19 protein-coding genes are annotated in these 22,753 nt (G+C 52.7%); 7 read left to right on the forward strand and 12 right to left on the reverse strand.

The window, feature by feature from the left end; translation table 11 throughout:
- Window positions 1-146 precede the first annotated feature (146 nt).
- Window positions 147-1,874: a YbaL family putative K(+) efflux transporter gene (gene ybaL / locus O59_RS15570; protein WP_007644378.1), complete on the forward strand. Its 1,728-nt coding sequence runs from the start codon at window positions 147-149 to the stop codon at window positions 1,872-1,874.
- Between the two features lie 51 nt (window positions 1,875-1,925).
- Here the strand turns inward: ybaL and O59_RS15575 are convergent, their stop codons facing one another.
- The 8 genes from O59_RS15575 to O59_RS15610 form a co-directional block, all read right to left on the reverse strand.
- Window positions 1,926-2,873 (reverse strand): hypothetical protein, encoded by a 948-nt coding sequence (locus O59_RS15575; protein WP_007644379.1) that lies wholly within the window; start codon window positions 2,871-2,873, stop codon window positions 1,926-1,928.
- Window positions 2,860-3,204, reverse strand: coding sequence for a PadR family transcriptional regulator (locus O59_RS15580; RefSeq protein ID WP_007644380.1), 345 nt, complete (start codon window positions 3,202-3,204; stop codon window positions 2,860-2,862). The genes O59_RS15575 and O59_RS15580 overlap by 14 nt, the downstream gene beginning before the upstream one ends.
- 191 nt (window positions 3,205-3,395) lie before the next feature.
- The gene (locus O59_RS15585) at window positions 3,396-7,565 is read right to left on the reverse strand and encodes a YhdP family protein (protein WP_007644381.1); all 4,170 of its coding nucleotides are present in this window, start codon (window positions 7,563-7,565) and stop codon (window positions 3,396-3,398) included.
- Between the two features lie 64 nt (window positions 7,566-7,629).
- On the reverse strand, window positions 7,630-9,099 hold the full coding sequence (gene rng, locus O59_RS15590) for a ribonuclease G (RefSeq protein WP_040392876.1): 1,470 nt from the start codon (window positions 9,097-9,099) through the stop codon (window positions 7,630-7,632).
- Window positions 9,096-9,719, reverse strand: coding sequence for a nucleoside triphosphate pyrophosphatase (locus O59_RS15595; RefSeq protein ID WP_007644383.1), 624 nt, complete (start codon window positions 9,717-9,719; stop codon window positions 9,096-9,098). The genes rng and O59_RS15595 overlap by 4 nt, the downstream gene beginning before the upstream one ends.
- Window positions 9,720-9,785: 66 nt before the next feature.
- Window positions 9,786-10,271 (reverse strand): rod shape-determining protein MreD, encoded by a 486-nt coding sequence (gene mreD / locus O59_RS15600; protein ID WP_007644384.1) that lies wholly within the window; start codon window positions 10,269-10,271, stop codon window positions 9,786-9,788.
- The gene (gene mreC, locus O59_RS15605) at window positions 10,271-11,149 is read right to left on the reverse strand and encodes a rod shape-determining protein MreC (protein WP_081489719.1); all 879 of its coding nucleotides are present in this window, start codon (window positions 11,147-11,149) and stop codon (window positions 10,271-10,273) included. The genes mreD and mreC overlap by 1 nt, the downstream gene beginning before the upstream one ends.
- A gap of 60 nt (window positions 11,150-11,209) precedes the next feature.
- A complete protein-coding gene (locus O59_RS15610) occupies window positions 11,210-12,244 on the reverse strand; it encodes a rod shape-determining protein (RefSeq protein ID WP_007644386.1) in 1,035 nt (344 codons plus the stop codon).
- 471 nt (window positions 12,245-12,715) lie between these two features.
- Here O59_RS15610 and gatC point away from each other — a divergent pair, with 471 nt between their 5' ends.
- The 6 genes from gatC (at window position 12,716) to cysZ (ending at window position 17,797) form a co-directional block, all read left to right on the forward strand.
- Window positions 12,716-13,003: an Asp-tRNA(Asn)/Glu-tRNA(Gln) amidotransferase subunit GatC gene (gene gatC, locus O59_RS15620; RefSeq protein ID WP_007644389.1), complete on the forward strand. Its 288-nt coding sequence runs from the start codon at window positions 12,716-12,718 to the stop codon at window positions 13,001-13,003.
- 56 nt (window positions 13,004-13,059) lie between these two features.
- Window positions 13,060-14,514, forward strand: coding sequence for an Asp-tRNA(Asn)/Glu-tRNA(Gln) amidotransferase subunit GatA (gatA, locus tag O59_RS15625; protein WP_007644392.1), 1,455 nt, complete (start codon window positions 13,060-13,062; stop codon window positions 14,512-14,514).
- 17 nt (window positions 14,515-14,531) lie between these two features.
- Window positions 14,532-15,977, forward strand: a complete 1,446-nt coding sequence (gene gatB / locus O59_RS15630; RefSeq protein ID WP_007644393.1) for an Asp-tRNA(Asn)/Glu-tRNA(Gln) amidotransferase subunit GatB — start codon at window positions 14,532-14,534, stop codon at window positions 15,975-15,977.
- Between the two features lie 48 nt (window positions 15,978-16,025).
- Complete coding sequence (locus O59_RS15635; RefSeq protein WP_007644394.1) at window positions 16,026-16,322, forward strand: PA4642 family protein; 297 nt, start codon at window positions 16,026-16,028, stop codon at window positions 16,320-16,322.
- Between the two features lie 203 nt (window positions 16,323-16,525).
- Entirely contained in the window at window positions 16,526-17,062 is a 537-nt protein-coding gene (gene rrtA, locus O59_RS15640; RefSeq protein ID WP_007644395.1) for a rhombosortase, read from the forward strand.
- On the forward strand, window positions 17,063-17,797 hold the full coding sequence (cysZ, locus tag O59_RS15645) for a sulfate transporter CysZ (RefSeq protein ID WP_007644396.1): 735 nt from the start codon (window positions 17,063-17,065) through the stop codon (window positions 17,795-17,797).
- Window positions 17,798-17,876: 79 nt separating this feature from the next.
- Here the strand turns inward: cysZ and O59_RS15650 are convergent, their stop codons facing one another.
- From O59_RS15650 to rhlB, 4 genes are all read right to left on the reverse strand, one after another.
- On the reverse strand, window positions 17,877-19,133 hold the full coding sequence (locus O59_RS15650; protein ID WP_007644397.1) for a response regulator: 1,257 nt from the start codon (window positions 19,131-19,133) through the stop codon (window positions 17,877-17,879).
- A gap of 86 nt (window positions 19,134-19,219) precedes the next feature.
- Window positions 19,220-20,029: a class III extradiol ring-cleavage dioxygenase gene (locus O59_RS15655; RefSeq protein WP_007644398.1), complete on the reverse strand. Its 810-nt coding sequence runs from the start codon at window positions 20,027-20,029 to the stop codon at window positions 19,220-19,222.
- A gap of 28 nt (window positions 20,030-20,057) precedes the next feature.
- Window positions 20,058-20,942, reverse strand: coding sequence for a DMT family transporter (locus O59_RS15660; RefSeq protein WP_007644399.1), 885 nt, complete (start codon window positions 20,940-20,942; stop codon window positions 20,058-20,060).
- A gap of 83 nt (window positions 20,943-21,025) precedes the next feature.
- Window positions 21,026-22,645: an ATP-dependent RNA helicase RhlB gene (rhlB, locus tag O59_RS15665; RefSeq protein ID WP_007644400.1), complete on the reverse strand. Its 1,620-nt coding sequence runs from the start codon at window positions 22,643-22,645 to the stop codon at window positions 21,026-21,028.
- Window positions 22,646-22,753: the final 108 nt, after the last annotated feature.

Below are 22,753 nucleotides of genomic sequence, written 5' to 3' on the forward strand. Positions count from 1 at the left end.
GCACTTAGTGGGGTTCTAGCAGGGACTATTCAATCCACGGGGGTGTAAATAGCGCGGTAAAAAAACGCAAATATTGGCTCATTGCTTGCATTGCTTTTATTTCAGCCAATATAGTTAGGTCTCATTCATCAAGGACTTAGCTGCTTATGCCACATGACATTAGCCTAATTACCACCATTGCTGCCGGCCTTGGCCTGGCGATGATCCTGGGGTTCGTCGCCGCGCGCCTGCGCTTGCCGCCACTCATTGGCTACCTTGTGGCCGGTATTATTATCGGCCCCTCCACCCCCGGTTTTGTTGCCGATATGGCACTCACCGCCCAGCTCGCGGAAATTGGCGTGATGCTGCTGATGTTTGGTGTTGGCCTGCATTTTTCGATGGGCGACCTGATGGCCGTCAAACGTATCGCCGTACCCGGTGCGATGCTACAGATCACCATTGCCACTCTACTCGGTGCCGGTGCTGGCTACTGGTGGGGCTGGGACCTGGCGCAATGCCTGGTGTTTGGTTTATCGCTCTCCTGTGCCAGTACGGTAGTTCTGCTCAAAGCGCTCGAAGCGCGCGGGCAAATTGAAACGCTTAATGGCCGTATCGCTGTGGGTTGGCTGATAGTGGAAGATCTGGTGATGGTATTGGTGTTGGTACTTCTGCCAGTGATCGCGGGCATCTTGGGGACTATCCCCGCCGCCGATGGCCACGCCCCAGCCGCCAACGACCAGCATATCGCCGTCACACTATTGATCACACTGGGCAAGGTTGCCGCGTTTGTGGTGTTTATGCTGGTGGTCGGCAAGCGTTTGCTGCCCAAATTGCTTTGGTGGGTGGCCGGCACCGGATCCCGGGAATTGTTCAGCCTGTGTGTTATCGCCACTGCCGTAGGAGTCGCCTATGGTTCGGCGCTGCTGTTTGATGTGTCCTTCGCGCTGGGTGCTTTCTTTGCCGGCATGATGTTGCGCGAGTCGGAATTCAGCCACCGCGCCGCCGATGATTCCCTCCCCCTGCGCGATGCCTTTGCCGTATTGTTTTTTGTGTCGGTCGGCATGCTGTTTGATCCGCACATTCTGCTCGACGAGCCACTAAAAGTGCTCGCCGTCGTAGCCATTATTATGTTTGGGAAAACCATCGCTGCAGTCGCACTGGTACTGGTCTTTCGCTACCCGCTCAACACCGCATTGATTGTCGGCGCGAGCCTGGCGCAGATTGGCGAGTTTTCTTTTATTCTGGCGGGCTTGAGTATCAGTTTGGGCTTGATGGATATCCAGGCACAAAACCTGATCCTGGCCGGTGCCCTGGTTTCCATCGCCCTTAACTCGTTAATGTTTACGCTGCTGGAACCGCTGCGCAATTGGGCGCTCAAGCATTCGGCCTTTGCGCGTAAATTGGAAGTGCGCGATGACCCATTGGCGGTACTGCCGATGAGCACCGACGAAGTTTATCTCTCCGGCCAAGTGGTGCTGGTGGGCTATGGCCGGGTGGGTCGCCGCATTGCCAAAATACTCGACGAGAAGCAAATTCCTTATGTTGTGACCGAAGCCAATCGCGCCATCGTTGAAGAGTTGCGCGCGAAAAATATTCCCGCGGTGTGCGGCGATGCCGCTGACGCGAATGTACTGATTCAAGCGCATATCGCCAAGGCAGGCATGTTGGTAGCAGCAACATCCAATACCTTTCATGTACGCCAAATGGTGGATATTGCGCGCAAATTGAACCCCAAAATTGAAACCGTCATTCGCACCCACAACGAAGAAGAAGCCGAACTCTGGGTGAAAGAAAATATCGGCCGGATATTTTTAAGCGAACAGCAATTGGCAGGTGGTATGGCAGAACATGTACTGCAACGGATGGGCAAAACCATTACCTCGCCCAGCCACTAACCCCAACCGGTGCTGGTTCGACTGCCCGAACCAGCACTCTTGACGCTGCAGCTAACGCGATAATTGCCAAGCGCGATACCCACTCCAACCCGCCATAAACAATAGCCACATACCTACCCAGAATAATCCCCCGCTAATAATGTGATTGGCGAGGCCGAGAAACTCCAGCCGCTCTGTTAATGGGTTATGGGTATCCACCACAATCGTCTCCAACCGGCTCAGCCCGAATAACAAAGCCGCGATGACAAGGTTAATGAGCGCATCAATTATCAACTTCGGCACAGTCCAATAAGGGTAGAGCAAATTCCACAGGCCAAAACCGAGCGAGGCGATAATCGCCAGTGACAGCAGTGGAATCGCGGTTTGTACTTCCGGGGTAAAACCGATGGTGAGCCCGGCAAGCTGTGCGGAGGGAAGCCACAAGGTGTAATTCAGCAGTAACAAAAAGAACAGGTCGCTGGTGAAATCCACGCTTTGCTCACAGCTGCTAATACGCTGCCAAGGGCGACTCACCGGTGGCAATTTCTCGGGCGACCAACACTGGTAGGGCTTAAACAAGGGTTTGCCACCGGGTGGATTGCTGAATACATAAAATACCCCGGTAATCACCGCAAACGTGATCAATCCTTTCATCACTAATCCATGCAAAAAACCAACAATATTGATTTGTCCCGAGCTGAGAAAACCAATACCGAATTGAATCAAACCGAGCATAAACACCAAAATCAGTCCGTAATGCAGCGCTTGTTTGTACAGGGGAAACAGGGCGGTGGTAACCAGCTGTTGCGGTGGTAGAAAACTGGCCGCCACTTGTTGTGGATGCCCCAGCGCAACCAAAACACCAGAGACTTCTGCCGCTGTCGGTTCGCGCCCCAACTGCTCGCGCAGCGATTCCAAACTATCGAGCACATTCGCGCGCAACTCACGGGTAATCTCCTCGCGGCGACTCTGTGGCAGGGCTTGCGCTACCGCGCCCATATAGCGATCAATCAGTTCCATGTTGCACCTCCAAAATCTTAGCCAGATGTTGATTCAATTCCTGCCACTCGGCGCCCAAACTTGCCAGCAACTCAGCACCCTCGGGCGAAAGCTGGTAATAGCGGCGCTCGCGTCCTTCCCCCTGTTGCCACTCGCTGGTCAGCAGGCCCTGCTCGGCCAAGCGGCGCACCAGTGGGTAAAGCGTGCCCTCGTCTATATCAATGCCCGCCTCCTGCAATTGTTTGCGCAGCGAGTAGCCATAGTGGGATTGGCGCAGGGAACCCAACACAGCTAACACCAAAATTCCCCGCCGCAACTCCTGTCGCAACTTCTCCAAATGTTCTTCTGCCATAACGACTCACCATTACTGTGCGATACACAGTAATTACTATGCGCCGCACAGTATAAAAATACAAGCCGAAGAAAGCATATTTTTTAAGCAACCATGGCGTTTTCACAAACGCCAGATAGTAAAAAAGCAGCCGAAGCTGCTTTTTTGATCTGTGTGTTTTTTAACCTGCGAAAATAAACACCGAGCTGTTCCTACTGTTCCGTTTGCCGTCGCCGCTGTTTTTTCTCGGCTGCATTTTTCTTTACGCTGTCGCGCAGGCTCTGTTCACTTTCAAACAAACGGTCAAAGCGCATTTTGGGATTATCCCAACTGCCTTTGATGGTGTAACTGACGCTGGTGGCTTGATCTACCTGTTTCTTGAAGAGTTTGCTGACCAGATAAATACCCGCCGCTGCCGGCAACCCCGCCGCCAATGCGGCATAAAAAGTCACGTTACCTGCCACCGGCAAGGCCGCTACCAAACGGGTATTAAGTCGCTCACGGCGCAGGTCGATGGTACCTGCCATTTGCATACCACTGGAGGGCGTTGTCACTACCAGCGGCTCTTCAAATACCAGGGTGCCCTGATTAAAACGCACTTTGCCGGTGATTTCGTCGTAGGCCAAGCCACTTTTATACAGATCCGAAAAATCCAGGCGCAAGCGGCGTGCAAGGGAGTCAAAATTGAGCACCGACATCAGGCGTAAAATACCTTCGCCCGCACTGGCATCGCGTTTAAAGCGGCCATTCTCCATGGCGATGCTCATTTCCCCACCGAGATTCAACAAGCTGAAATCCTGTGGTGATCCAGGCCAAAATAGGTCGGCCTCATAGCTGGCTTTGGTGCTGTCCAGCATGTCGGGTTTTTGCCAATCGCGCAGTACCGCCCCTATATCACCCGCACTCAAACGGCCGATGAAACGGGTCTGCACGCCAACGTCGGTGTTTTGCCAAATCAACCGCGCACCGGCAGATTCCGGCTCCGCCGGGTTGTCGTCGATACCGCTGACGGTAACGCCGCGAATGGTGCCGCGAATATTGTCGATCACCACCCCACGCTGGTCCGGGCGCAACTGCAGCGACCAGGTGCCGTAATCTTTATCGTCCAGCAACAGGGACTGCACGCTGATATTCGCCAGCGGCAACTTGCGTGGATCTATGACTTTTACAACCTCCGCCGGTACTTCCACTGCTTGAGCCGGTGCCTCAGCATCCGTGGCAACCACGGGTTTGCTCAAACCCAGCTCCACCGAATTAAGCGAAAGCCGGCGCAGATTTACGTCGATGGGTACAAACGTACTGGTCGGTACAAATACATCACCCTCTACGACCGGATTCTTAACTGCCAATTGCCAACCGGCTTGCACTGGCATGGCGGTAACCGCCAGATTTTCCAGCGTCATGGGCCCAAGCTCGTACTCCCCCAGCACCAACTCCAGCAAAAAAGGTAAACCGGCGATTTTGCCTACCGCATCGGCAGCACTGGCAAGTGACTCGCTGTCACCGTAGGAGTGAGTTGATAGCGGGCGAACCACAACCGGCGTGAGGCGCTCGGCATAGGCGAGGTAGCGAGCCTGTACTGCTTTCCAGGCATCTAGATCTATGCCCGGTAAGAAGCCGGAAACCAGAAACTGCGCCTTGTCACCCAAGCGGGCATCGGCCGCCAACGCGATATTGGCATTGAGCAGTTGATTATTATTACCTCTGTCCATGCGCAACAGGGCTTGCACATCCTGATTGTAATCGACGCGAATTTGCGATTGTTTTTCCTGTAACCAGAGGGAGAATTTAAAGGGGCGCTCATCGCGCGCGCGCTTGCCATAAGGTGCGGGTAAATCAATGCCAACACCCGCCAGGTTGGAGCTAAGGGTCACGCGCGCAAAGGACTGGGCTGCAAATTCACGCGGGCTCAAGGTATTCAGCGGGTTATCGTCGGCCACGCCGGGGCGAACCAAGTGGTTCAACTCTACCCGCGCCTCGTAGGGCATTAGCCCTTCAAAAAACAACGCTTCAGGGCGTTTACTCCACAGTGCCAGCTGCTCACTATCCACCTTGCCTTGCAGGTCGATAAGGGTTTTATTGGCGCCTTTGGTTTTGTCGCTCGCCAGACTTAGTTGCAGCGGCTCACCAAAAAACACGCCTTGCAAGTCTTTACTGGCAATACCACTGGTGCTGTTGTAGCTGATGTGGCCACGTAAATCATTGACACTCAAATTGAGATTCTGCAGCTCAAACAGCGGCGCCTGCAGATCTACATCTACCTGTTGGCGGGCATCGGCGGGTTTATCCTCGCCGCTGCCGAGTGGGATATCCAAATCCAGACGGGCGAGCATGTCGCCCTGCATCGACCAGGAGTCCATGCTGCTGCCCAGGTATTGGCGCAACTGACCCTCGCGCAGCACACGAATGCCATCGCTGGCCAAACCGCTGATTTGTCCATCCACTTGCAACAGGGAGCCGCGCCCCTGCACACGCGGGTTCACTTTAATTACCCCATGCTCAACCCGGCTATCCAGCACCTTGGCGCTGTCCACCCTCGCATCCACATGAACATCACTCACCGACAGCTGCCCATTCACCTCGCTCAGGGCTGGCCAGCCGGGATGATAATCGAGCGCGACGCCGTTCAGGTTCAACGCCAGTTGGGCAGTGCGCGCCTGGGCATTGCGAGTATTGAGCGTGCCGCGATACATAAAGCCAACCCGGCTGGCGATGCCAGGATTGCTCTCGCCCAAACTCTCTGCCAACCATTTGCGCAGCGACTCCGGCAGGGTTTGCGGGAGATAGGTTTTATAGCGGCTGGCACTGACGTTCTGGCCGCCCACTTGCAGATACAGGTCGATATCGCCGGTATTACGTTTCCAGGGCAACCCCAACCACATGTAACCATGGGCCAGTTCGTCGCCCTTTTGAAACTCCAACAGCCCGCTGTTGACGTAAATCTGATTCTTGTCGCGCTGTAAATGCCAGGCGATGTGGCCGCGTGCGCGGTCATAATCCATGGGCTCGGCAAAGGTAGGTGAATAATGCATGGAAAAACCGGAGCGACTATCGAGCGCTACAAAACCGGTTTTTTGCCCCGTTTGCAGGTAACCATCGACCCCGACCAGCGCTGGCATTCCACGCCAGGCCCCCATGGCGACCTGATGCAAATTGGCGCGCAGTTGCCATTCGGCGGGAGTGTGAATAGGCAAACTCAGCTGGATATTACGCAACTCGCCACGCGGAGCAAGGCTGGTCAAGGCATCGGCCAACACACCTTGGGGCAGCACCCCGGAGCGCGCAAATAATTGGTTGAGCCGCGCCAAATCCAGACGATCCATATTCATCGTCAGGGGTTGCTTGAACCCGCTGGACGAGAAAGCGATATTGGCACCGTCGATTTGCTGATCCTGCACCACGGCTTTGAGCGCCTGCAGGCCCAAACGCCAAGTACCGCCCGGCAGCCAGTGGCCCGTCAGCTCGGTGCTGAAATCATCCAGTGCCAAACGGCGCTCAGCGAGCGGCACTGACAGCCGCTGCAAGGCAAGACGCCCGCTCAGGTCATAACCCGCCCCCTTGGCGCGGCTTTCAAACCAGATATTGGCATCCAAACTGCCCTCGCTTTGCAGTACCGATTTGCCGGCACCGCCGAGTAGAAAAGCAGTTGCTGCAGCAACGGGCTCGCCGGTAGGAAAGCGGTTGAGCTGTAAATAACCCTTGCTGCGAAAACGTTTGGACTGGCGTGGATCGCCCTGCCCTTCTACCACCAGATACACACTGCGCGGCTGCTCATCCACATCAATCTGCAGCGCCAGACGATGAAAATCGCCCGCACTTTCAAGCAGTACATAAGGTGAGTCCAGCAGCATTTGTTGCCCGCTGGCAAAGGCAAAACGAAGGCGGCTGCTCTGCAATTCAATGCGCGTGGAGAGCAGCAGCATATCGACCAGACTATTGAGATCCGTGCCCTTGGCCTCGTCATCCTTAACTTCTGGTAACCCGGCAATGCGCCAGAATCCCGAATCGGTCTGGACAAAGTCCATATCAACCTGATTGAGGCTGAGATTGCTCCAAACCAACCGGGCATTGCGCAGGGATTTGAGGATATCAAAGCGCATCCGCGCTTCAGCAACCGCCACTATGGGCAGGCCGCCATGGCTTTGCATGCGGAAGTTGTCTACTACCAGACTGGGTTTCAGCCCGTTCCATTCGGCCTGGATACTACCAATCTCTACCTGGGCATTGAGCTTATCGGACAGATAACCGGCAATCCCCTGATTGTAGTCACCCAACAAATGGGAAAAGCTGCGCCCGGACTGCACCACTACCGCTAATAGAATCAGCGCCAGGGCAATCAGCAGGTAACACCATTTCACCAATTTATGTAAGGTGCGTTTCATTACAGCGATGTTTCTCAGGGTAAAAACCAGGGTAAGGGACAGGTAAAAGCGCTAGTGGAACAGGTCACACCAACACAATATCGTACTGCTCCTGATGGAAGAGCGCCTCAACCCTGAATTCGATAGTACGGTTAATAAAGGCTTCCAAATCCGCCACGTAAGTGGCTTGTTCGTCGAGCAGGCGATCCACCACCAACTGCGACGCCAACACCAAAAACTTCTGATTGTCATAAGTGCGCGCCATGCGCAAAATTTCGCGGAAAATCTCATAACACACAGTTTCCGCCGACTTCACCTGGCCGCGCCCCTGACATACCGGGCAAGGCTCACACAACAGCTGCCCGAGTGACTCGCGGGTGCGCTTGCGCGCCATCTCCACCAAGCCCAACTCCGAGACTCCGGTAATACGGGTTTTGGCGTGATCTTTTTCCAGCGCCTTTTCCAAGGTACGCAATACCTGCCGCTGGTGTTCGGCATCCTTCATATCAATAAAATCGAGAATGATAATGCCGCCCAGGTTGCGCAAGCGCAGCTGGCGTGCAATCGCAGTCGCCGCTTCCAGATTGGTTTTGAAAATCGTCTCTTCCAGGTTGCGATGCCCGACAAACGCACCGGTGTTGACATCCACCGTGGTCATGGCCTCAGTCTGTTCGATAATCAAATAGCCGTTGGATTTGAGCGCAACCCGCGGCTCCAGTGCACGCCGAATCTCCTCTTCCACACCGTAAAGTTCCAGCAGCGGGCGATCGCCACTGTAAAGCTCGATCAACTCCACTAACTGGGGTGCGTATTTGGCGGCAAACTCCTGCATTTGCTGCCAGGTCAGGCGCGAATCCACCCGCACCCGGTCGATAGGCGCGCGCGCCATATCGCGCAGGGCGCGCAGATAGAGCGGCATATCGCGATGGAGTTCCGCTGGCACCCCCAAACCGGGCAACTTTGCACTTAAATCCTGCCAAAGCTGACATAAAAACGGAATATCGGCATTGATGGCATCGGCATCCGCGCCCTCAGCAACGGTGCGCACAATAAAGCCGCCACTAATGCCCTGCCCGCTCACCGCCGTTTCGACTGCCTGGCGCAAACGCTCGCGTTCGGGTTCATCCTCTATACGGGTAGACACACCAATATGAGAGGAGTTGGGCATGTACACCAAGTAGCGCGACGAGAGGGTCAAATGGGTGGTTAAACGCGCGCCTTTGGTACTGATCGGATCTTTGGCCACCTGTACCAGAAGTGTCTGCCCCTCGCGCACCAGAGTGCGAATATCAGGCGCTTCACCCCGCCGCACTTCACCTTCGGGCGGCTCAGGCATCATGTCCGCGGCATGGATAAAACCGGTGCGTTCAAGGCCAATATCCACAAACGCCGCCTGCATACCCGGCAGTACTCGCACGACTTTGCCTTTATAGATGTTGCCAACGTAAGTTTCGCCGTGGCTGCGTTCGATGTAGAACTCTTGCACTACGCCGTTTTCCACCAGCGCGACCCGGGTCTCGACCGGGGAGACGTTAATCAGAATTTCTTCGCTCATGATGCGCACTCCGCCGCTGCAGGTGTCCACCAGGGCACCGCAAATTCACGCAACAGCTCGCAGGTAGCCTCAATTGGTAAGCCCACCACACAGGAATAACTACCGCGGATTTCCTGCACAAATACCGCACCCAACCCCTGGATGGCATAACTACCGGCCTTGTCCTGCGGCTCACCGGTTTCCCAATAGGCGGCAATCTCTCTATCGCTAAGTTCGCGAAAAGTTACATCGGTGGTGGACACACGGAGCGCTTGTCGGGTGGACGAATGGAGGGCTACGGCGGTAATCACTTGATGGGTGCGGCCAGAAAGCTGACGCAACATTGTGTGGGCATGATCTTGATTGAGGGGCTTTTCCAGAATTTTGCCATCAAGCAAGCCGAGGGTATCGGCGCCCAGCACAGGAGCCAGTGGAAGTTGCTGCTTAAGCAACTGGGCAAAACCGGCAGCGGCTTTTTCACGCGCCAAGCGCTGCACATAATCCAGCGCCGTTTCACCCGGGGCGGGCTGCTCAGGAATAGAGGCATTAATCACCGCATGAACAACACCAATCTGCTGCAATAGCTCACGCCGACGGGGCGATTGGGATGCCAGATACAAGGAAGGAACAACTGCATTCACCCTGAATTCTCCTGCTATCACCGTCGTGGGTGATATAAATTATTCGTTAACCGGCAGCCTTGGCAGCTAGTGATGATAGCGATGCGTCCAGCGGCTCAGGGCGCCATAACACAGCGGCCACATCAGCGCGCTGGTGATGGCAGGATATAAAAACTGAATACCGGAAAGTGGGCGACCAGCCATGCCCTGCACCCAATTATCGGTGAGCTGGGCGATACCAACCAATACGAAAATCCAGGTGGATTGGCGCCAGATAGAAAAGTTGCGCACCCGCTGGTAAGACAAAATACAAATGTAGGCGACAATCACCAGCCCCAAACTGTGCTGGCCAAAAGGTACACCTTCAAGTAAATCCTGGAATAGGCCAAGTAAACACAGCAGCGAAAAGCTCACCGTGAGCGGCATGAAAAAAATCCAGTAAATCGCTACCAGCAGCACAAACTCCGGGCGCAACCAACGCAGGTTCATCGGCAAGGGGTAAACCGACAACACCAGAGCAACCAGAAAACTGATGCCGATAGCCAGGTACAAATTAACGCGGGAAGCAGGCATCAGCGCGCTCCACCCTCATCTTCCGGGAGAGATAAAGCACCAGGGACAGTGGCACGATCGCGGTCTGCAAATACCAGTAATAAGTGACGGCTGCGATCCAACCGCGCCATGGGTTTGGCGACAACCGTTAAGAAGGCTTTGCCTGGGTCGCGCACTACATCTAATACTTCAGCCACCGGGTAGCCAACAGGGAAGCGATCCCCCAAACCGGAGCTGACCAACAAATCGCCAGCGCGAATATCGGTATTGGCCGACACATGGCGCAAGCTCAGGCTGTTGAGATCGCCGGTGCCTTCGGCAATGGCACGCACACCGTTGCGATTCACCTGCACCGGAATCGCGTGGGTAGAGTCAGAAATCAGCAATACGGTGCTGGAATGCTCGGCCACTTCTGTTACCTGCCCCATCAAACCAAAGGCATCCAGTACCGGCTGGCCTTTAAAGGCGCCGTCTTTGCTGCCGCGGTTGATAATCACTTTATGGCTGAGCGGGTTGGGCGACACCCCGATCAGTTCGGTAATCAGCACTGTATCTTGCAGGGTTTCGCTGGCATTGAGCAATTGACGCAAGCGCACGTTTTCGGCAGCGAGCGAAGCCAGCTGTTGAAGTTTGCGCTGATGAATAAGCAGCTCGGTTTTCAGTGCCTCGTTTTCCAGTTTGAGGTCAATCTGGGAGACAAAGGTGTCTTTGCGCCAATCATTGACACGGCTGGGCACATCGGTGAGTTGATAGAAAGGAGTAACCAATTGCGCGAGTTTTTCGCGCAAGGGTTCAAGGCGATCGGTATAAAGCCCTACTACCACCAGCACCATCATGATCACAATGAACAGAAAGGCGCGACCAGCGGCAGAAGAGTCTCGATTAAAGAGCGGTTTAATGGCGATATCTCCTGTGCAAGTGGAGCGCTAGCGCCAACTGCGCCAGTCGCCCCGCTGTTATCAGGACGAGAGCAAGTCGATATTGCGCTTGTCATTCATTTCCAGCGCAATACCACCGCCGCGCGCCACACAGGTCAGTGGCTCTTCGGCGACAATAAAAGGCAAACCGGTTTCGTTGGACAGCAAGCGGTCGATGTCACGCAGCAAAGCGCCACCGCCAGTTAATACCACACCGCTTTCGGCGATGTCTGATGCCAGCTCCGGTGGTGATTGCTCCAGCGCACTTTTTACTGCCTGGACGATACCCGCCAGTGGGTCTTGCAGGGCTTCCAGAATTTCATCGCTGCTCAGGGTAAAGCTGCGCGGTACACCTTCAGCCAGGTTGCGGCCGCGCACATCAATCTCACGGATTTCGCTGCCGGCAAAAGCACAACCAATTTCTTGTTTGATACGTTCAGCGGTGGCATCACCAATCACGCTGCCGTAGTTGCGACGTACGTAGTTAACAATCGCTTCATCAAAACGGTCACCGCCAATACGTACGGAATCGGAGTAAACCACACCATTCAGGGAGATAACGGCAATCTCAGTGGTACCGCCACCGATATCCACCACCATCGAACCGTTGGCTTCAGAGACTTTCAGGCCAGCGCCAATCGCTGCCGCCATAGGCTCTTCAATCAAACGCACTTCGCGCGCGCCAGCACCCAAGGCCGATTCGCGAATCGCACGTTTTTCTACTTCGGTAGACAGACAAGGAACACTGATCAGTACACGGGGAGAGGGGTTAAACCAGGAATTTTCATGAACCTTGCGGATAAAGTGTTGCAGCATTTTTTCGGTGACCTGGAAGTCGGCAATTACACCGTCTTTCAGAGGGCGGATAGCGGTGATGTTGCCCGGAGTACGGCCCAGCATACGTTTCGCTTCAACACCCACTGCTTCGACAATCTTGGTGCCGTTATGGTGACGAATCGCCACTACCGAAGGCTCGTTCAAAACAATACCGCGACCGCGGACATAAATAAGGGTATTAGCGGTTCCCAGGTCGATAGACAGGTCGTTGGAAAATGCTCCACGCAAAAGTTTCATCATGACAAGACGAGGCCTTAAATAAAATGTGTTGGAATGGATGTTCGGTAAAGTCAGCCGTTGTAGACAGCAATACTGAAATAATCTGTGCCAGCGCTGGCGACGGCGCGCTCCTGGCTTTTTTATCCTATGGCAAAACGCCAGATTCCTTGATCGATCAGCCCGCTCGGGGCGGTTCCCTGCAAAAAAATGTAAGCGCGCAGTATATGTGAATTTTTGTTTTTTATCCGAGCCGTTTTGGCCTTAAAAATAAAAAGTCTTCATAAAGATATACATGGCGCACGAAAGTTCACTTTGTTTCACAATATTGGACACTTTCTGCCTGTTTTTTGCGCAAGCCCAACAAGGCAGGCACAGGGATTTAGAGGTGCGCGCAAATGTGGTACCTTGAGCGCCCATTTTTGGCGACTTACCGCAGGATAACTGCCGTTTGGCCGCACTTTCGCTTTTTTATCTGCTGGAGCTAATACCACCATGGCTGTAGACCGTTCCGATATCGCCAAGCTGGCCAAGCTGGCGCGTATCCAGATTACCGATGAGGCCGCCGATGAAGCGGCAAAAAGTATTTCCGACGTGCTGGCTCTGGTCGATCAATTGCAAGCCGTCAATACCGATGGCGTTCTGCCCATGGCCCACCCACTGGACGCCGTTCAGCGCCTGCGCGCCGACATAGTGACCGAACCCAATCAGCGCGAAACCTTTCAGGCGATTGCACCAGCCACGCAAGATGGCTTGTATCTGGTGCCACAGGTTATCGAGTAGCGACCAAGTAAAGAAATAGCTCGCTCCCTCTTACAAAAAAATCTCAGGAATTTGCAATGCATCAATTCACCATTGCCGAACTGGTAAAAGGCCTGCGCAACAAGGACTTCTCCAGTACCGAAGTGACCCAACATTATCTCGACCGCATTGTGCGTCTGGACCAAACCTACAACAGCTATATCACCGTGACGCCTGAGCTGGCGCTGCAACAAGCCGCTGCTGCCGATGCACGTTTAGCCGCAGGCAACGCACCGGCACTCTGCGGTGTACCCATCGCACACAAAGATATTTTTTGTACCACCGGTGTGCGCACCTCCTGCGCCTCCAAAATGCTCGATAAATTTATCGCGCCCTACAACGCCACTATCGTTGAAAATTATTTGAATTCCGGTGTGGTGATGCTGGGCAAAACTAACATGGATGAATTTGCCATGGGTTCATCCAACGAAACCAGCTGGTACGGCCCGGTAAAAAACCCCTGGGCGACTGATTGTGTTCCCGGTGGATCATCGGGCGGTTCTGCTGCTGCAGTAGCCGCACATTTAGCACCGGCGGCAACCGCATCCGATACTGGCGGCTCCATTCGCCAACCCGCCGCCCTGTGCGGATTAACCGGTATTAAACCGACTTATGGTCGCGTATCGCGCTGGGGCATGATTGCGTTTGCCTCTAGTTTGGATCAAGCGGGCATTTTGTCGCGCACCGCTGAAGACGCTGCGATTTTGTTAAACGACATGGCCAGCTACGACGCCAAAGATTCAACCTGTGTTGAGCGCGACGTACCGGATTACACCGCCGATTTAAACAAGCCATTAACCGGCATGCGGATTGGCGTGCCCAAAGAGTATTTTGGTGAAGGTTTGAATCCAGAAACGGCGGCGCTGGTTGAAGCGGCGATTAAAGTCTACGAAAGTTTGGGCGCAACACTGCACAGCGTCAGCTTGCCGCACACTCATCTCGCCGTACCTGCCTACTACGTGATTGCACCGGCAGAATGCTCCGCTAACCTCTCGCGTTTTGACGGCGTGCGCTACGGCCATCGCTGTGAAAACCCAACCGATTTAAACGACCTGTATATGCGTTCGCGCAGTGAAGGTTTTGGCAATGAAGTGAAACGCCGTATTTTGGTAGGCACCTATGCCTTGTCGGCTGGCTATTACGATGCCTATTACAGCAAAGCGCAAAAAATTCGCCGCTTGATCAAGCAGGATTTTATGGATGCCTTTGAACAGGTGGATTTAATTATCGGCCCCACCTCGCCATCGCCCGCATTCCAATTTGGTTCCAAAACCAAAGACCCGGTCGCCATGTATCTGGAAGATATCTACACCATTGCCACTAACCTCGCAGGCTTACCCGCGCTGTCAATTCCCTGCGGCTTGGTGGATAACAAACCGGTTGGCCTGCAATTGATTGGCAACTTCTTCGCTGAAGGGCCGCTGCTTAATGCCGCACATCAATTCCAGCAAGCAACCAACTTCCACCAACAAACCGCCCCTGGCATTGAATAAGAAAGAGGAGAACAAAAATGCAATGGGAAACCGTAATCGGGTTGGAAGTTCACGTACAGCTCGCGACCAAAACCAAAATCTTCTCCGGCGCCAGCACTGCATTCGGCGCTGAGCCAAATACCCAAGCCTGTGCTATCGACTTGGCACTGCCCGGCACCCTGCCCGTCGCTAACGAACAAGCCTTTCGCTTCGCCACCATGTTTGGTTTGGCGGTGAACGCAGAAATCGGCAAGCGCTCAGTGTTTGAGCGCAAAAATTATTTTTATCCCGATTTGCCCAAAGGTTATCAAACCACACAACTGGCAGAGCCAATTGTCGGCGCGGGCTTTGTGGATTTGGAATTGGGCGAAGGCCGCACCAAACGCGTTCGCATTCACCACGCACACCTGGAAGAAGATGCAGGCAAATCCCTGCACGAAGATTTTGCTGGCATGAGTGGAATCGACTTAAACCGTGCGGGCACACCATTGATTGAAGTAGTAACGGAACCGGATATGCGCAGTGCCGAAGAAGCCGTTGCCTTTGCCAAAAAATTGCATTCCATCGTTACCTCGCTGGAAATTTGCGATGGTGAAATGAGCCAGGGCTCAATGCGTTTTGACGTCAATATTTCCGTGCGCCCGAAAGGTTCTGAAAAGCTCGGCACCCGCACTGAAACCAAAAATTTAAACTCATTTAAATTTATGGAAGAGGCGATTGCGCTCGAAGTTGAACGCCAGATTGATGTCCTCGAAGACGGTGGAAAAATCATTCAGGAAACTCGCCTCTACAACGGCGACACCAAAAAAGCCCGCTCCATGCGCAGCAAAGAAGACAGCAACGACTACCGCTACTTCCCCTGCCCTGACCTGTTGCCGGTAATTCTGGATGATGCCTACATCGAATCTGTACGCCAGCAAATGCCAGAGCTGCCAGAAGCCAAACGCGCGCGCTTTGTCGAGCAATATGGTTTGAGCAGCTATGATGCAGGTCAAATCACCATGGATAAATTTACGGCGGCATTTTTTGAAGCTTCAGCGGCAATTTCCGGTGAAGCCAAACTCACCGCTAACTGGATCATGGCTGACCTGGGCGCTTATTTAAATCGCACCGAACAGCGCATTGACCAATCGCCAGTAACACCAGAACTGCTTGCTGGTTTGGTGGTGCGCGTAAAAGACGGCACTCTCTCCAGCAAAATCGCCAAACAGGTTTTTGAAGCGATTTGCAACGGCGAAGGCGATGCCGACACTATTATCGAAACCAAAGGTTTGAAACAGGTTTCCGATACCGGCGCGCTGGAAAAAATTATCGATGACATCATCGCCGCCAACACGGCACAGGTTGAAGGCTACCGCGCCGCCGCCGAAGATAAACGCGCAAAAATGCTCGGTTTCTTTGTCGGCCAAGCGATGAAAGCATCCAAGGGACAAGCCAACCCACAAGTGTTGAATGAATTGTTAGTTAAAAAATTAAACGGTTAAGAGCCCAAGCCCTCTCCCCCGAGAGGGCGTCAAAAATAGAGAGTCCACATGAGCCAACGTAAAGACAAAGAAAAAGTTCTCGGCGAAATATTCGACGAAGCGCGCATCGCCACCTTCTTGGAATATCCAGCACCTGCTGGCATCAACGCCGATTACCATTTATTGGAAAAAGCCTATCGCGGCATGCGCGGCGAAAACTTTGGCACCTTCGTCAAATTATTTATCGAAGCCGGCAAAGACCTCAACGCAATCGGCCCGGAAGGCAAAACCTTCCTGCAAGTGGTAAAAGCCCATCGCAACGGCGAAGAATACGCCGTTGCTTTGGAAGCTGCTGGCGCGAAGTAAATAAAACACCGCATGCAAAATAAAAAGGCAGCCCTCACCGGCTGCCTTTTTGCTTTTAGTGAATATAGACTACAGCAAGTCACTACCCGTCCGAGCGGACTTATACACTTTGACTGGATCAGTTCAAAAACTTAAAAGTACCGCATATGACAAATTTCACTGTTAATCCAAACATTATCTTGTGTGTCTTATTGAGCGCAGTGATGTTTACACTAACGGGGTTTCAAGGCAGTATTTTCGACGAACTCAGCCTTTACCCCGACAAGGTTAGTGCTGGTGAAGCCTGGCGCTTACTCACCGCCAATCTTGTACATTTCGGTTGGGCACATAGCTTGATGAATGTCGCCGCGCTGGTGTTGTGTACACTGGCTTTTTTTACCGATGTATCACTAAAAAAATTCTCGCTCTTGTTGTTGTGGTGCGGAGCAAGCGTAGGTTTAGGGATTTATTTATTTAACCCTGAATATTCCCCTTATGCGGGATTGTCCGGGGCGATTCATGGATTAATTGTGGCAGGGCTGTTACAAACGCGCGCATACCCGGTGTGGATTCGTGTTGTGGCCTTAGTATTAGTAACCGCCAAGCTGGTGCAGGAAAATAGTGCTGGTTATGAAGCGACAGATTTACAACAACTGATTCCTGCAGCGGTTGCGGTTGAGTCACACTTATACGGAGCAATTGCCGGAATCGTTTTTGTAGGCGGTAATTGGCTGATAATTCGCTTAAAAAGGAAGCTATAGATGCAAGGTTCTCCCGGGAAAGCAATTGATTACTTTATGGCAGGTGGCAAGCTGATTGTGCAACCCGGTTTTCGCCGGTTTATTTTAATTCCGCTGCTGATTAATCTGGTTATTTTTGTGCTAGTGACCGCCACACTGTTTAATATGTTCAGTGATTTTTTTTACCAAATCCTGGAGTGGTCACCGGGCTGGTTAGACTGGCTGGCCTGGTTGTTATGGCCCTTGGTCGCATTTATTTTTTTAGTGATCTACGGTTATAGCTTTAACATTATTACCAATTTTATTGCGGCGCCTTTTTTTGGTTTACTCGCCGAAAAAATTGAAGCCCATTTAACGGGAACGCCACCACCCGACGAACCCTGGGGGCAATTGATTCCGCGCACTTTGCAACGCGAACTGATTAAGCTTTGGTATTTTGTGAGCCGCGGCTTACTGGTGCTGATTATATTGGGCTTCTGCCTTTTTATTCCCGGCCTGAATTTAGTCGCAGTAATTATTGGCGCGCTCTGGGGTTGCTGGAGCATGGCGGTACAGTACTCTGACTATCCGGCAGACAACCACCAATTGGAGTTCCGCGAGTTGCGCCGCCGCTTAAATAGCCAGCAATTAACCAGCTATTCTTACGGTGGAATTATTTTGCTCGGTAGTATGGTGCCAGTATTGAATATTTTTGTTACGCCGATTGCGGTAGCAGGAGCGACAATTTATTGGGTTAAGGAAGTGCGCCATCTTTGAAGCTCGCGGTCTTTGAAAAGCCATTCAACATAAAAAGGGCGCGATAAATCGCGCCCTTACCATTAACAACCGCGTGTATTTATTCGTCGCCATCATCCACAATCATATTGCCACCTGCGTCTTTGGCGCGGCGCAAATATTCGTTTGCCTTAGCGATCTGTTGATCCAAACTATTATGCAGCTGGCTAGTCACACCAGCACTAAAATATACACCTATATTTTGTCCATTGATAACAAATTGCTCCGCGGCCAATAACTGTTTCACTTTGCTCAAAAACGCTGCGGCTTTTTCATGGTCCAGCCCCGGCAGCATCACATAAAAATCATCGCTGTCGGCGCGCGCCAATAAAAACCGCCCCAACATGGTTTGCAAGCTGCTGGCGATTTGTTTCAATGCTTCATCGCCCCAGGCGTTACCGTGTTGCTGATTGATTTCGCTAAAGTTATCGATATTGATTATTGCCATAGACAAAGGCGATGATTTCTCTTGCGCGGTTTTGTATAGCTCACGCGCGGCATTAAAGAAATAAGAACGATGGTAGAGGCCGGTGAGATGATCACGCTGGGCACTGTTGGTAATTTGCTCAACCAACTCCAGATATTCAATGTTGTGGATAATGCGGCAGTAAAACTCTTCCGGGTGAAACGGCTTGCGCAAAAAATCATTGGCACCGTGTTTAATGAACTTGGCTGAAAGCGCCTCGCTGCTCTCGCCCGACACACCAATCATAATCAAATCGGTTTTGTCGTATTTGTAGCGCAGGTTACGCACCAGTTCAAAGCCGTCCATTTTGGGCATGTTGTAGTCGGTGATTAATAATTTAATATCCGGATTTTCCAACAGCACTTTGATCGCATCCACACCATCAACTGCTTCAACCACTTGAAATAAATGGCGGCGAAATAAATTCGCCATATGTTTACGCGACATATCCGAATCGTCCACCACCAATACTTTGATGTGCTGATTTTTTTCCAGCCGATGAATCATCGCGATAGCTTTGCTGTAGGCATAGCGACCTTCTTTGGTCACGTAATCCACAATGCCTTTGTTGAACAACTGCTCGCGCCGTTTTTCGTCGTAGGAGCCGGTGAGCACTATGGTGGGAATTTTTTTACTGAGAGTGAAATCCACCACCTCACCATCGGGGGCATCGGGCAGATTGAGATCCACCAGCGCAGCAAAAAAATCAGCGGGCGACTCATCGTAGAGCGCAACCGCCTGCGCAAGGCTGATCGCGTAAACCGGTTCGTAGGGGAGCGATGATGCCTGCACCAAATGGCGCAGGATTTTCATCACCATATCGCTGTCTTCCACAATTAGAATTTTTTTCATAGCAGATCACTCAATGACGCTTAAATATCCATTGAGTGTAGACAAATTTTAGAAAAATGCGCCAAGCCTATGAAATAGCTGGATCTTTAGCGCCAGATAAAACCGGAAATAGCGGTGTTGAACAGTAGCCCACTAAAATTTTGCCGGGCGGGTGTTGCGGCTTGCAGTGCTGCACCAAAACATACATGCAGTGGCAGCAAGTGTTCTTCACGCGGGTGGCAAAAACGCCCTTGTGGTGCAACGGCCCACTGACTCAAGTTCTGTTCGCGCTGTGTATTGGTGAGAGTGTCAGCGGTGAGCGTTTCCGTTAGCCAGTGATCAAAGGTTTCACTTTTGCCACGCACCGCCGGATCATTGGAGAAAAACGCGCGCATATTGTGGAACGACATGCCTGAGCCAACAATCAACACGCCCTGCTCACGCAGCGGGGCGAGCGCTTTGCCTACGGCGATATGGGCTGCGGGGTCGAGCGAGGCGAGCAGCGACAATTGCACCACCGGGATATCGGCGGCGGGGTAGATCAACATCAGCGGCACAAAAGTCCCGTGATCATAGGCACGCTGATTATCCAGGCGCGCATCAATATTTTGCTGCTGTAATAGCTGTTGGATGTGTTTGGCGAGTGCGGGATTACCCGGCGCCGGATAACTGAATTCATAGCTCTCGGGCGGGAAACCGTAGTAGTCGTACATCATGCCCGGCGCGGGGGAGTTGCTGATACTGACTTGCTCTTCTTCCCAGTGGGCGGTAATCACCACAATCGCCGTTGGGCGCGGCAAATCCGCCGCCAGTGATTGCATAAAATGCGTCAGTTCGCGGTGGTTTATATCGCCCAACAGCGGCATAGGGCCACCGCCATGGGGTACAAACACAACAGGCATTAATGCACTCATCATGAAACTCCCAATAGCGTGTGATGCAGAACTAGAGGTTAACGGCTGCCGTAGCCGCCGCTTTATTATGTTCGCGCACCGACTCGTAAATCGCCGCGGCCATAATAATGCTGCCGCCAAACAGCGTACTCCAATCGGGATAGGTGTGCAGCACCGCAATCTCATAACCCACGGCATAGACGGGCTGCAAACACGCCACCAAACCAACGGTTTTAGCCTTTAAGTAGCGCAGCGAATAACCCAGTAGTGTGTGGGTGAATGCGGTAAAAAAAACGCCTAAACACAAAAGCAGCCACCAGTCGTGGGTAGATGGTTGATGCGGAGAGAGAATAAGCACTGGAGTCATTAACAGGGCGACAATCAACACTTGATAACTCATCGAGCGCGCCGCAGTTTGGTTGCTGAACCAGTAACTCAGCAACAAGTTACGCACTGCAAAAGTCACCGCTGAAATCACACCCCAAATCACTCCTTGGGTCATGTTGTTGTCGATATTAAATTCCGGCACCAGCCAATAAATACCAAACAGCACCAAACAACCGCTGACCACATCGCGCCAATCGAGCTTGGTGCGCTTGAGCCATGGTTCCAGAAAAACGGTGACCACCGGATAGGCATAAAGGGAAATCATACCGACGGCAATATTGGCGACCTGCATCGAATAAAAAAATGTTACCCAATGCAGCGCCAGCAACACGCCGAGGATCAACATGCGGCCATAATCACGGGCTGAGCGCAGTGCGACATTGCGCTCGCGCCACCATACCCAGGCAAATAAAATGAAGGCAGCGATCCAGGTGCGATAACCGGTGATATCCCACGCAGGCAATTCGATGATTTTGGAGAAGAGCCCTGTAGCCCCCATCAAAAAGGCGCCCAGATGCAGGCTTAACAGGGCTGACTTGGCTGAAGACATAACCATTCCGGGCGATGGCACTGCCCGGCACAAGGCCAGGCGACGTCAATTAAGGATACGGATAAAAAAGGTGCTAGCGCTAATCAGTGACGCGGACGGCGACTGCGATTACCGCCGGGGCGATTGCCCACAGAGCGATTACTGTGTCTGTCGTTGTTACGCGCACGGGCCGGTGCGGGCAAGCTTTCCGGCGGCGCCAACATTAAATACTCCGGCGGTTGTTCGCACTTAATGGGTTTACCCAATAGCGTGCCAATCGGCTCCAACAACTGCGCATCGTCTTCACAGGCAAAACTGATCGAAGTGCCGTTCTTACCGGCGCGGCCGGTGCGCCCAATGCGATGAACATAATCTTCCGGCTCTTCTGGCAGGGTGAAATTCACCACGTGGCTGATACCGCTGATATGAATACCGCGCCCGGCAACATCGGTTGCCACCAACACTTTAATTTCGCCGGACTTAAACGCATCGAGCGTAGATACACGTTTATTCTGTGCAATTTCCCCGGAGAGCAAGCCGGCTTTGATACCGTGACGCTCCAATTTTTCCTGCAAATCGCGGCATTCATCGCGGCGATTGGCGAACACAATCATGCTCTCGGCGTGTTCTTGTTGAATCAGGTTATACAGCAGCGTGTATTTTTCTTCGGTCGAAACCAGATACACATGCTGATCCACCCGCTCATTGGCTACCGACTCGGGTTCGATATCGATGGTGACGGGCTTGTAAGTCCACTGCTCTACCAAGGTGCGCACTTCATCGGTAAACGTCGCGGAGAAAAACAGGGTTTGGCGATCTTCACGTTTGGGCGTTTGACGCACAATTTGACGCACTTGCGGGATAAAACCCATGTCCAACATGCGGTCGGCTTCATCGATAACCAGGATTTCCAGTTGATCCAGGTACACGTCTTTATTGCCGCAGAAATCGAGCAAACGACCAGGTGTCGCCACCAGGATATCCACTAGATCATCGTGTAAATGGCGCTGTTGTTTGACGTAATCCATACCGCCTACCAGCGTGTGGATTTTCAGATCGGTGTATTTGCACAGGCCTTTGGCATCTTCGGCAATCTGGATAACCAGTTCGCGCGTGGGGGCGATAATGAGCGCGCGCGCTTCACCGGCATAGCGTTTTTCGGTGATGGGATTTTTTAACAGGTCATCAATAATCGCAGTCAAAAACGCGGCGGTTTTACCGGTACCGGTTTGCGCCTTGCCCACCACATCCTTACCTTGCAATGCATAAGGCAGGGATTGCGCTTGAATGGGCGAGCAGTATTTGAAGCCTAAATCGGCAATCGCCCGCATGATTGGCAATTCCAGATCAAAATCGTGAAAGCGGCTCTTGCCCTCTACTTCTTCAACGTCAAACTGGGCAATATCCCACGGGCCGTGATCCACTTTTAGCGCTTTTTTGGGACGTGGTGCAGCTGAATGGCGCGGAGGTTTAGCGGAGTGATCGCGCTGAACGGCGGGGGTTTGCTGTTCGGTTTTTTGGCCGGGGCGTTGGTCGCGGCTATTGCGATTACCGCGACTATTTTGCTGTTGGCCGCTGCGCTCGCGGGGGTGTTTTTTTGCGCCAGATCTGTCACTGGCAGTTGTTTTGTCACTGGCAGGCTTTAGGTTAGCCTCATTCTTTTCAGGTTTATCCGCACCTGAACCAATCAATTTTTTAAAAAGTTTTCCGATCAATCTATTCACCAAAAGTTATTACAGCCAACGGCTTGAGTGGCAGTCACGCAGACGTGCCTATGTAAATGCTGTTTCGCTTTTATCACAGGGCATTAAACCCGGCGCGAAACAGCAAAA

Origin of the sequence: Cellvibrio sp. BR (assembly GCF_000263355.1) — a bacterium.
Taxonomy (GTDB): Bacteria; Pseudomonadota; Gammaproteobacteria; order Pseudomonadales; family Cellvibrionaceae; genus Cellvibrio.